Annotated in this window: 4 protein-coding genes; 3 read left to right on the top strand and 1 reads right to left on the bottom strand. The window is 70.8% G+C overall.

Annotated features, from left to right (window positions below; all coding sequences use genetic code 11):
• Positions 1-5: 5 nt before the first annotated feature.
• Complete coding sequence (gene hemC, locus AC1RVW_RS02285; protein WP_234382752.1) at positions 6-911, bottom strand: hydroxymethylbilane synthase; 906 nt, start codon at positions 909-911, stop codon at positions 6-8.
• A gap of 101 nt (positions 912-1,012) precedes the next feature.
• On the opposite strand from hemC, the gene ppc reads away from it, so the two are divergent.
• The 3 genes from ppc to AC1RVW_RS02270 all read left to right on the top strand — a co-directional run bounded on the left by ppc (position 1,013) and on the right by AC1RVW_RS02270 (position 12,431).
• Complete coding sequence (gene ppc / locus AC1RVW_RS02280; protein WP_493197778.1) at positions 1,013-3,856, top strand: phosphoenolpyruvate carboxylase; 2,844 nt, start codon at positions 1,013-1,015, stop codon at positions 3,854-3,856.
• A 167-nt stretch (positions 3,857-4,023) separates the two neighbouring features.
• A complete protein-coding gene (locus AC1RVW_RS02275; RefSeq protein ID WP_081270055.1) occupies positions 4,024-4,242 on the top strand; it encodes a hypothetical protein in 219 nt (72 codons plus the stop codon).
• Positions 4,239-12,431, top strand: a complete 8,193-nt coding sequence (locus AC1RVW_RS02270) for a glycoside hydrolase family 94 protein (RefSeq protein WP_493197776.1) — start codon at positions 4,239-4,241, stop codon at positions 12,429-12,431. The genes AC1RVW_RS02275 and AC1RVW_RS02270 overlap by 4 nt, the downstream gene beginning before the upstream one ends.
• Positions 12,432-12,449 lie beyond the last annotated feature (18 nt).

Below are 12,449 nucleotides of genomic sequence, written 5' to 3'. Positions count from 1 at the left end.
CGGAATCAGTGGGCCCCGGCGTCGCGCAGCAAGGCAGCTGCTTGCCGGCCGAGCGCATCGGCCTGGGCGAAGTCGCCGGCCTGCGCCAGCGCGTGCACTTTCACCAGCGGCACCTTGCCTTCGGGGTCGCCCCAGGCGGCGTCGATGCGCAGCGAACCGTCGGCCTGCCATCGGGCATGGGCCGCGAGCGGCATGGAGCAGCTGCCACCCATCGCGCGGCTCACGGCGCGCTCGGCGGCGGTGGAGAGCCAGTCGCCGCGGTGGGTGATGGCGGCGAGCAGCTCGATGAGGTCGGCGCGATCCGCCCGCACCTCGATGCCCAGGGCGCCCTGCCCGGCCGCGGGCAGCATGGTGTCGGGGTCGAAGGCCACGCGGATGCGGCTTTCGAGCCCCAGCCGCTTGAGTCCGGCCGCCGCCAGCACGATCGCGTCGTACTGCCCTTCGTCGAGCTTGCGCAGGCGGGTGTCGAGATTGCCGCGCAGCGGTTCGATGCGCAGGTCGGGCCGCAGCGCGCGCAGCAACGCGACGCGGCGCAGGCTGGAAGTGCCGACCACCGCGCCGTGCGGCAGTTCGTCGAGCGAGGCAAAACGGGGGGAGACGAGCGCGTCGCGCGGGTCTTCGCGTTCCAGCACGCAGGGCAGCACGAAGCCTTGGGGAAGGTCCATCGGCACGTCCTTGAGCGAATGGACGGCGATGTCGGCGCGCCCTTCCTCGAGCGCGAGCTCCAGTTCCTTCACGAAGAGGCCCTTGCCGCCCACCTTGCTCAGCGTGCGGTCGAGGATCTGGTCGCCGGTGGTGGTGAGGCCCAGCAGGCTGACCGTGTGGCCTCTTTCCTGCAGCAGCGCCTGCACGTGTTCGGCTTGCCACAAGGCCAGCCGGCTTTCGCGCGTGGCGATCACGATATTGCTCAAGGCCGTTCCCAAAAGTACATGTTTCAAACCGCCGGAATGCTAGCATGTTGCGCCGCAACAACGCAGGCGGCGCACCCATTCAAGACCAGGAAAAAAATCGAATGAAAGCCAGCAAGACAACTGCTCCTCCCAAGCGCCGTCAGGCCGAAGACCAGCCGCTGATCGACGATATCCGACTGTTGGGCCGCATCCTCGGCGACGTGATCCGGGAGCAGGAAGGCGAAGAAACCTATGCGCTTGTCGAGAAGGTGCGCACGCTGTCGGTGGCATTCCGCCGCGACGCCGACCACGCCGCCGACCGCGCGCTGAAGAACCTGCTCAAGGGCCTGAGCGCCGCGGAAACCGTGCGCGTCATTCGCGCCTTCACTTACTTCAGCCACCTGGCCAACCTGGCGGAGGACCGCCACCAGATCCGCCGCCGCACCGAGGCCGAGCGCGCCGGCGAAACCGCCGAAGGCGACCTGCAGACCGCGCTGGCCCGCATCCGCAAGGCCGGCGTGAAACCCGACGAGATCGTGGCCTCGCTGGCTCACAGCTATGTGTCGCCGGTGCTCACCGCGCACCCGACCGAAGTGCAGCGCAAGAGCATCCTGGACGCCGAGCGCGCCATCGCGCAGCTGCTCACCGTGCGCGATGAAATCAAGCTGCGCCAGAGCGCCTACGCCGGCGGCAAGGACGCGCTCTCGCCAATCGAGTTCGCGGAGAACGAAACGCAGATGCGCATCCGCGTCACGCAGATCTGGCAGACGCGCCTGCTGCGCTTTTCCAAGCTCACCGTGGCCGACGAGATCGAGAACGCGCTGAGCTACTACGAAGCCACCTTCCTGCGCGAGATTCCGCGCGTGTACGCCGACCTGGAGAAGGCGCTGGCCCAGGGCGGCCACGCGCCTTCGGTGGCGCCCTTCCTGCGCATGGGCCAGTGGATCGGCGGCGACCGCGACGGCAACCCGAACGTCACCGCCGAGACGCTCAACTACGCCCTCAGCCGCCAGAGCGAACTCGCGCTGCGCCACTACCTCACCGAAGTGCACTACCTGGGTGGCGAGCTGTCGCTGTCGGCCACGCTGGTCGACGTGACGGTCGAGATGCAGGCGCTGGCCGAGCGTTCGCCCGACACCAGCGAACACCGCAAGGACGAGCCCTATCGCCGCGCCCTCACCGGCGTCTACGCGCGCCTGGCGGCCACGCTGCGCGAGCTCAGCGGCGGCGAGGCGGCGCGCCACGCGGTCGCGCCGCAGAACCCGTACGCCACCGCCGAAGAATTCCTGGCCGACCTGCGCACGGTCGAGGAATCGCTCGACGAGAAGCACGGCAGCGTGCTCGCGGCGCCGCGCCTGCGTCCGCTGATCCGTGCGGTGGAAGTGTTCGGCTTCCACCTGGCCACGGTCGACCTGCGCCAGAGTTCGGACAAGCACGAAGCCGTGATCGCCGAGCTGCTGGCCACCGCGCGCATCGAGCCCTCGTATGCCTCGCTGGCCGAAGAAGCCAAGCAGACGCTGCTGCTCAAGCTGCTCGACGACGCCCGCCCGCTGCGCGTGCCCGACGCCGACTACTCGCCGCTCGCCAGGAGCGAACTGGCCATCTTCGCGGCCGCCCGCGCCGCGCGCGCGCGCTACGGCGCGGCGGCCATCCGCCACTACATCATCAGCCACACCGAAACGGTGAGCGACCTGCTCGAAGCCCTGCTGCTGCAGAAGGAAGCGGGCCTGCTGCGCGGCGCGATGAACAGCAACGCGACCTGCGACCTGATCGTGGTGCCGCTGTTCGAGACCATCGAAGACCTGCGCAACGCCGCGCCCATCGTGCGCGCCTTCTATGCGCTGCCCAACATCCAGGCGCTGATCGAACGCTCGGGCGCCGAGCAGGACGTGATGCTCGGCTACTCCGACAGCAACAAGGACGGCGGCATCTTCACCAGCAACTGGGAGCTGTACCGCGCCGGCATCGCGCTGGTGGCGCTGTTCGACGAGCTCAACAAGAAGAAGGCCAACCCGATCCGCCTGCGCATGTTCCACGGCCGTGGCGGCACGGTGGGGCGCGGCGGCGGCCCGAGCTACCAGGCCATCCTCGCGCAGCCGCCCGGTACGGTGCGCGGGCAGATCCGGCTGACCGAGCAGGGCGAAGTCATCGGCTCGAAGTACGCCAACCGCGAGATCGGCCGGCGCAACCTCGAGACGCTGGTGGCCGCCACGCTGGAGGCCACGCTGCTGCCGCAGGGCAAGCTGGCGCCCGCCGCCTTCCTGTCGGCCGCGGGCGAGCTTTCGGCGGCGAGCATGGCCGCCTACCGCAAGCTGGTGTACGAGACACCCGGCTTCGGCGACTACTTCTTCGGCTCCACGCCCATCCGCGAAATCGCCGAACTCAACATCGGCTCGCGCCCCGCCTCGCGCAACCCGAGCCACAAGATCGACGACCTGCGCGCGGTGCCGTGGAGCTTCAGCTGGGGCCAGTGCCGCCTCACCATTCCGGGCTGGTTCGGCTTCGGCTCGGGCGTCGAGCAGTTCCTGGCGGCTGCCGGCAACGCCGCCGGCAGGAAGGAGCGCCAGGCGCTGCTGCAGCGCATGTACGAGCAGTGGCCGTTCTTCCGCACGCTGCTGTCGAACATGGACATGGTGCTGGCCAAGAGCGACCTCGCGCTGGCCTCGCGCTATGCCGAACTGGTGACCGACCGCAAGCTGCGCCAGAAGGTGTTCTCGATGATCGATGCCGAATGGCACCGCACGTCGGACGCGCTCACGCTCATCACCGGCGCGAAGCAGAGGCTGGAGGGCAATGCCGAGATGCAGCGCTCGGTGCGCCACCGCTTCCCGTACATCGACCCGCTGCACCACCTGCAGGTCGAGTTGATGCGCCGCTACCGCGCGGGCGACGGCGGCGAGAGGCTGCAGCGCGGCATCCACATCTCGATCAACGGGGTGGCGGCGGGGCTGCGCAACACGGGTTGACAACGCAGCGGCGCTTCGCTGTCGAAAGGGGCGCCTTGTGCGCCCCTTCCTACGTGAACACGCGGCAATGAGGCACCCGTAAGGTCATTTAAAGGCGTACGGTCGGGCACGTTCAAAGTTCTCGCAATTGCGCGGCAGCTCGAAGTCGTCAAAAGGAGCCCGTTGCCATGCCCGTCCCGCAGTCCCTTACCCATTCGCAGATCGATTTCGTCGGCAGCGATTTCGAAGCGCTGGCTTCCCACATGCGCCACTGCGCGCGTGCCCACGGGCGATGGTTCTCGGTGCGCAGCCACATGCAGCGCGTGCGCGCGCTGGCTGCCGGCCGGATCGTGACGATGGCCTGCGTGGCAGTCGTCCTGGGCGTCGGCCTGCTTTCCCTCACTTGAGCGCCGCAGCCGTTGTCGACCGCCTCGAGGGGCTCAGTCACTACGCCCGTACCCTCCTGCTGGGCCCGCACGACCCGGTAGCACCTCCGATCCGCGCCGAACTCTTCGGCGCACAACGCTTCGAACAGCACGGCCACAGCCTGGCCCGTGCCCAGGTGGTGGAAGACGACCACCGCAGCACCCACCAGGCCGCGCCTTTTTTTCCGCGCGTGGACGAGAACCTCGCGTCGCTGCGCAGCGCCTTCGACTACATCGCGCTGACATCGCTCAGCGGACGCTACGTGTCGCCGGCCGCCGAATGGCTGCTCGACAACTTCCACCTGGTCGAGGCGCAGCTCCAGCAGATCCATGACGGCGTGCCGCGCAGCTACTACGCGCGGCTGCCAAAGCTGGCCACGCCGCCGCTCGCGGGCCTGCCGCGTGTATACGGCATTGCCTGGGCCTACGTGGCCCACACCGACAGCGTGCTCAACAAGACGCTGTTCACCGCCTTCCTCAACGCCTACCAGGACGTCGACGAACTGACGCTCGGCGAGCTCTGGGCGCTGCCCACCACCCTGCGCGTGGTGCTGCTGGAGAACCTGCGGCGCATGGCCGAGAGCATCGCCGAGAACAAGGTCGCGCGCGAAGTCGCGCATGCCGCCTGGGACGGCGCGGCCAAGCTCTCCGAGCAGGACCTCGACGTGCTCTACCGCGCGCTGCAGAGCCACGGCCTGCAGGACAACTACCTCACGCAACTGTGGCAGCGCCTGCCGGTGGAGCGCACCGACGACACGCCCGCGCTGGTGCGCTGGACCGAACAGCACTGCCCCAACGGCCCGGCGCTGATCGGCGAGGCGCAGAACGCGCAGGCGGCCGCCAACCTGACGGTCGGCAACATCATCACCACGCTGCGCATGATCGGCCAGGTCGAGTGGAGCGACCTGATCGAGCCGGTGAGCCGTTCGCTGCGCGTGCTGCGCGAGCTGCCGAGCTTCGCGAACGAGAGCGAGATCACGCGCCAGCAGATCACGCATGCGATGGAGCAGGTGGCGCGCGGCACCCAGCGGCCCGAGCGCGAAGTGGCGCAGGCCGTGGTGCGGCTGGCCGCCGCCGCGCCGGCCGAGGACGCCGGGGCCGAGACCGGCCGGGCCGACGGCACCGCGGGCTACTACCTTTTCGGCCAAGGCCGTCCCTCGCTGATCGCCGCGCTGCAGGCAGGCAGCCCGGCTGGCAGCGCCGCGCCGCGCGCGGAGCGACTGGGCCGGCCGCGGGGCCGCCGCGGCTGGCGCCTGCCCGTCTACGTGGGCTCGGTGGCCCTCGGCACCGCCTTGCTGCTGGCCTGGGTGGTGCACGGCCTGCCGCACCGCGAAGACTGGACCACCGTCCTGGCGCTGGTGCTGCTGGCTTGGCCGCTGTCCGAGGCGCTGATCGCGCTGGCCCAGCGCATCATGGCGGAATCGGTGCGCGTGCAGGCGCTGCCGCGCCTCGACTTCGCCGCCGGCATTCCCGAGCGGCACCGCGCCCTCGTCGTCATTCCCACGCTGCTGAGCTCGACCGCCGGCAACGCGCAGCTGGTCCACCGGCTCGAACTGCACTGGCTCTCCAACCGCGAAGCCCACGCGCAGTTTGCGCTGCTGACCGACTGGGCCGACGCCGCGCAGGCCCTGCTGCCCACCGACACGCCGCTGCTCGAAGACGCACTGCAACGCATCGCCGCGCTCAACGCCAAGTACCCGCCGGCCGAAGGCGCCGCACCGCGCTTCCTGCTGCTGCATCGCCCGCGCACCTGGAGCGACACCGAGCAGCGCTGGATGGGCTGGGAGCGCAAGCGCGGCAAGCTCGAAATGCTGGTGCGCCTGCTCGCGGCCGGCGACGCCAGCGGCTTCCTGCCGCTCGCGCCGGGCCAGCAGCTCGCCGCCGGCCGCACGCCCTACGTGCTCACGCTCGACAGCGACACCGGCCTGCCGCCCGGCGCGTTGCGCGACCTGGTGTCGATCGCGGCCCATCCGCTCAACGCGCCCGAGATCGATGCGAGCAGCCGGCGCGTGGTCGCGGGCTTCGGCATCCTGCAGCCGCGCATCGTCACGCCGTTCCCGATGCGCAACGAGCGCTCGCCGTACCACTGGATGTTCGCGGGCCAGTGCGGCCTCGACCCCTACGGCAGCGGCGCGTCGGACATCTACCAGGACGTGTTCGGCAGCGGCTCCTTCACCGGCAAGGGCCTGCTCAACGTGCGCGCCCTGCACGCCACGCTCGACCATCGCCTGCCCGACGGCGCGGTGCTCAGCCACGACCTGCTCGAAGGCACGGTGGCGCGCTGCGCGATGGTGAGCGACGTGGTTCTCGTGGAGGACCATCCGCACCATGCCGGCGTCGCGGCGTCGCGCGTTCACCGCTGGGTGCGCGGCGACTGGCAGCTGCTGCCGCTGATGTGGCGCGCCCACCGCTTCGGCATCGACGCGCTGGGCCTGTGGAAGATGAGCGACAACCTGCGCCGCTCGCTGGTGGTGCCGGCTTCTTTCGCGCTGCTCGCGCTGGTGATCTTCACGCAGGCCTTGCCGCTGGGCTGGGCGCTGGCGGCAGTGGCTTCGGCGCTCATGCTCGGCCCGCTGCTCGGCGCGCTGGCCGGGCTGGTGCCCACGCGGCGCGCCATCGAGCTGCGCCACTTCTTCGACGTGGGCGCGGTCGAGCTGCTGCGCTCCATGGCGGGCGCTGCATGGCAGTTCGTGCAACTGGGTGCGCAGACGCGGCTGCTGCTCGACGCCTGGTTCCGCGCGACGTGGCGGCTGGTCGTGAGCCGGCGGCACCTGCTCGAATGGACCACGGCCGCTCAGGCGCAGGCGCAGGCCAGCCAGCAACTGGCGCCGTTCCTGCGCAAGGAGGCCGTGAGCAGCGTGCTGTGCCTCGTGCTCGCGGTGGCCGCGCACTGGAGCGCCTACCCGGTGGTCGGCCCCCTGCTGTTCCTGCTGTGGGCGCTTGCGCCCGTGGCGGCCTGGTGGAGCAGCCGCGTCGAAGCGAAGGCGGCCGACCCGCTCAGCGCCGGGCAGCGCACCTACCTCGACAAGCTCGCGCACGACACCTGGCGCTTCTTCGAGCACGTGGTGGGCCCGGAGGACAACCACCTGCCGCCCGACAACCTGCAGCTGGAACCGCAGCCCACCATCGCGCACCGCACATCGCCGACCAACATCGGCATGTACCTGCTCGCCGCCTGCTGCGCACGCGAGTTCCGCTGGATCGACACCGCCGCGCTGCTGGCGCGCCTCTCGGCCACGCTGGACACCGTGGATCGCCTGCAGAAGCACGAGGGCCACCTCTTCAACTGGTACGACACGCAGACGCTCGCGCCCCTGCCGCCCCGGTATGTGTCGAGCGTGGACAGCGGCAACTTCGCCGGCCACCTGGTCACGGTGGCGCAGGCCTGCCGCGCGTTCGCGGCCGAAGGGGGCCAGCCGCAGGAAGCGGCCGCGCTCGAGGAACTGGCCCTTCGCTGCGACCTGCTGCACGACGGCATGGACTTCAGCGGCCTCTACGACGCCAAGCGCCACCTGTTCCACATCGGCCTGCGCGTGGAAGAGAACGCGCTCGACGCCAGCTACTACGACCTGCTGGCCTCGGAATCGCGTCTGCTGAGCTTCCTGGCGATCGCCAAGGGCGACGTGCCGCGCCGCCACTGGATGGCGCTGGGCCGGCCCTTCCTGCTGGTGGGCTTCCAGCCCAGCCTCAAATCATGGTCGGGCTCGATGTTCGAGTACGTGATGCCCGCGCTCGTGATGACCGAGCCCGAAGACGGCCTGCTGCAGGTGGCCAACGTCGCCGCCATCGCAGAGCAGCAGGCCTTTGGCCGCGCGCAGAACCTGCCGTGGGGCGTCTCGGAGTCGGCGTACTTCGGGCAGGACCATTCGCTGGCCTACCAGTACTCGCCCTTCGGCGTGCCGCGCCTGGCGCTGCGGCGCACGCCGCCGGCCGACCGTGTCGTGGCGCCCTATGCCAGCGCGATGGCGGCGCCGTTCGCGCCCGAGGCGGCGGTGGTCAACCTGGAGCTGCTCGAATCGCTCGGCGCGCGCGGCGAGTTCGGTTTCCACGACGCAGTCGACTTCACCGTCTCGCGCCAGACCGAAGGCCAGGACTTCACCGTGGTGCGCAACTTCATGGCGCACCACCAGGGCATGTCGCTGGTGGCGCTGTGCAACCTGCTGTGCGCCGACGCGCCGCGCCGCTGGTTCGGCAGCGCCGCGCTGGTGCAGGCGCACGAGTCGCTGCTGCACGAACGCACGCCGCGCCAGATCATCGGCAGCGCCGACCCGCGAACCCCGCCCGAGCCCGGCCAGGCCGAGCTGGCGCCGCTGTTCCAGCCCCGCGTGGTCGACCCGATGGCGCCGGGCTTCCAGCCCACGCACCTGCTGTCGAACGGCCGCTACACCGTGTCCCTGCGGGCCAACGGCGCCGGCGTGAGCCGCTGGCATGCGTTCAACGTCACGCGCTGGCGCGACGATCCGCTGCGCGACAGCTACGGCACCTTCTTCTACCTGCGCGACGAGGGCCGGCAGACGCTGACCTCCCTCACCGCGCTGCCCGCCCCCGGCGACGGCTGGCGCTACCGCACTCGCTTCCTGGCCGACCAGGTGCAGTTCGACGCCACCGGCCCGGGCCTGCAGGTGCGCACCACCGTGCTCATCAGCCCGGAAGACGACACCGAGCTGCGCAACATCACGCTGCACAACGCGGGCGACGAGACACGCACGCTCGAGCTGCTGTCGTACTTCGAGCCCGTGCTGTCGAACCCCAAGGCCGACGAGGCCCATCCGGCGTTCGCCAACCTGTTCGTCGAGTCGCGCTGGGAGCCGGCATGGCGCGCGCTGCTGATGTCGCGCAAGCCGCGCCTGCACGGCGACGCGGTGGCCGCGGCCGCGCACTTCCTGGCCTCGGTGGACGCCAATGTGCTGTCCGTCGACTGCATGACCGACCGGCGCGCTTTCATCGGGCGCAACCGCTCGCTGGCCGATCCGGCGCTCGATGCGCAGCCGCTCGCGCACAACGGCCGGCCGGTGAACGGCCTGGACCCCATCGCCTGCCTGCGCGTGCGCCTGTCGCTCGCGCCGGGCGCCACCGCGCGCCTGAGCTTCGCCACCGCCGCCGCGCAGAGCATCGAGGCGCTGATGCCCGGCATCGACCGCTACATGCAGCCCATGCACGTGGAGCGCGCCACCCGCATGGCCGCCACGCTGGCGCAGGTGCGGCTGCGCGACCTGAGCATCGCGCCCGCGCAGAACGTGGCGCTGCAGGACCTGACGACCATCCTCACCTACACCACGCCGCGCGTCATGAGCGACCGCGGGCTGATCGACCTGCGGCAGATCTGGCGCTTCGGCATTTCGGGCGACAAGCCCATCGTGCTGGTCCACATCCACTCGATGATCGGCATGGGCCTGATCAACACGCTGCTGCGCGCGCAGCCGTGGTGGGGCTTCGGCGGCGTGGCCTGCGACCTGGTGGTGCTCAACGGCGAACCCAACTCCTACCTGATGCCGCTGCAGCGCGAGATAGAGACGCTGCGCTCGCGCGTGGCGCAGCAGACGCAGAACAGCTTTCCGCGCAACGACACGGCCGGCTTCTACCTGCTGCGCGACCAGGACGTGGTGCCTTCCGAGAAGGCTGCGCTCTCCAGCCTGGCGCGGGTGGTGTTCACGGCCGAGGGGCGCTCGCTCGAGATGCAGGTGGCGGCGCTGCACGAGGCCCGCAATGATTCGCGCAATGAGGCCCGCAACGACACGTCCCCGGCCGCCGACGATGCCGCCGCCCCGCGCGGCGTGCCGCTGCTGTCGCACACCGCCGCCGTACCTTCGGCCGGCGCGCCCACCGGCGAGTTCGACGCCGCCACGGGCGAGTTCCACTTCGAGGTCGGCCCGGACCGCCGCACGCCGCGGCCATGGATCAACGTCATCGCCAACGCGAACTTCGGCTTCCAGGTGTCCGAGTGGGGCACGGGCTTCACCTGGGCCGGCAACAGCCGCATGCACCAAGTCACGCCGTGGGCGAACGACCCGGTGCAGGACCCGGCCTTCGAACACTACCTGCTGCAGGACGTGGCGACCCGCCAGATGCTGCCACTCACGCCCGCAGGCAGCGGCGACGGCGAGTCGCGCCACCGGGTGCGGCACGGCCAGGGCTACACCGTGTTCGAGTGCCGCCAGGGTCCGCTCATGCTGGAAACCACCTTCTTCGCGGACCGCGACGAGGCCGTGAAGATCGTTCATGTGCGCGTGCGCAACGAGGGCGGCGGCCAGCGCAGGCTGCGCGCGCTCTCGATGGTCGAGTGGCAGATGGGCGCGGCACGCGGCGAGCGCCGCACCGTGCATTGCTGGAAGCCCGAGGACCAGCCGGCCGTGTTCGGCGAACAGCGCGAGTCGAGCGCGGGCTTCGGCGGCAGCGCGGCCTTCCTGCTGCTCGCGGGCCTGCCCGGTGCAACGCAGTGGACTTGCGACCGCAACGAGTTCTTCGCCGGGCGCGGCATCGTCGAAGTGCCCGACGCACTGGCCCAGCGCGCGGGCAGCGGGCTCGACGCATGCGCGGCCATCGGCTGCGAATTCGTCGTGGCGGCGGGGGAGACGGCGAGCTTCAGCTTCGTGCTGGGCCACGCCGACAACGCCGAAGCCGCGCTCGCGCTCGCACGCCGCTGGCGCCAGCGCGACGTGCCCGAGGCACTCGCGCAGGTGCGCGCCTTCTGGGACGAACTGCTCGGCCGGCTGCAGGTGCGCACGCCCGATCCGCTGTTCGACGCGCTCGTCAACCGCTGGCTCGTGTACCAGACGCTGGCCTGCCGGCTCTGGTCGAAGGCCGGCTTCTACCAGGCCGGCGGCGCCTTCGGCTTTCGCGACCAGCTGCAGGACGCGATGGCCTTCGCGCTCACCGATGCGTCGCGGCTGCGCGAGCAGATCCTGCTGAACGCGGCGCGGCAGTTTCCCGAAGGCGACGTGCAGCACTGGTGGCACATGCCCGGCGGTGCCGGGGTGCGCACGCATTTCTCCGACGACCTGCTGTGGCTGCCCTATGCGTCGGCGCACTACGTCGAGGTGACGGGCGACGCCTCGCTGCTCGACGAGACCGCCGGCTTCATCGAAGGCCCCGCCATCCCGGACGGTGCCGAAGACGCCTACTACGCCCCGCAGCGCAGCGGCGAGACGGCCAGCATCTACGAGCACGGCGCGCGCGCCATCGACCGCAGCCTGAAGACCGGCGTGCACGGCCTGCCGCTGATGGGCACCGGCGACTGGAACGACGGCATGAACCGCGTCGGCAACGAAGGCCGCGGCGAATCGGTGTGGCTCGCATGGTTCCTGTGCAGCGTGGTGGCGCAGTTCGCGCCCCTCGCGCAGGCACGCGGCGACCACGAACGCGCCGCGCGCTGGACGGCCGCGCGCAGCGGCTGGATCGCCGCGCTGCACGACGCCGGCTGGGACGGCGCCTGGTTCCGCCGCGCCTTCTTCGACAACGGCGCGCCGCTGGGCTCGTCGGCCAACGACGAGTGCCGCATCGACCTGATCGCGCAGGCATGGTCGGTGCTCTCGGGTGCTTCGGACGATGCGCACACCGGACCGGCGATGGCGTCGTTGAAGAAGCTGCTGCACGACGAGCCGGCCGGCCTGCTGCGGCTGCTGACACCGCCCTTCGCCAATTCGCCCAACAACCCCGGCTACATCCAGGCCTACCCGCCGGGCGTGCGCGAGAACGGCGGCCAGTATTCGCACGGCGCGGTATGGGCGCTGATGGCGCAGGCCCACCAGGGCGACCACGAGGCGGCATGGCAGAGCTTCGAGGGCCTGAGCCCCGCCCACCGCGCGCGGCATCCCGTGCGCGGGCCGGCCTACGAACTGGAGCCCTACGTGATGGCGGGCGACATCTACGGTTCCGCGCCTTACCTCGGCCGGGGCGGCTGGAGCTGGTACACCGGCTCGGCCGCATGGCTGCACCGCGCGGCGGTGGAGTCGCTGCTGGGCCTGAGCGTGAAGGGCCGGCTGCTTTCGCTGGCACCGCACGTGCCGGCGCACTGGCCGGGCTTCGAGATCGCGTTGCGGCTGGGCGCGCGCGCGCTCACGCTGCAATGGGGCGATGTGCCGGGCGCCGCAGCGCCGACGCAGCACCTGGCGGCCGGCGAATGGATCGACTGGCAGGCGCTGCCGGCGGGCGCGGTGCTGCGCGTGGCCTGACGGTGCCCGCGCTGGCCT

The organism is Variovorax sp. MPBD4-3 (assembly GCF_058809745.1).
This window is presented reverse-complemented; position numbering and strand designations above follow the sequence as displayed.

Coding starts and splice junctions, on each gene's coding strand:
- AC1RVW_RS02275 (WP_081270055.1), top strand. CDS start 4,024: ATGCCCGTCCCGCAGTCCCTTACCCATTCGCAGATCGATTTCGTCGGC.
- ppc (WP_493197778.1), top strand. CDS start 1,013: ATGAAAGCCAGCAAGACAACTGCTCCTCCCAAGCGCCGTCAGGCCGAA.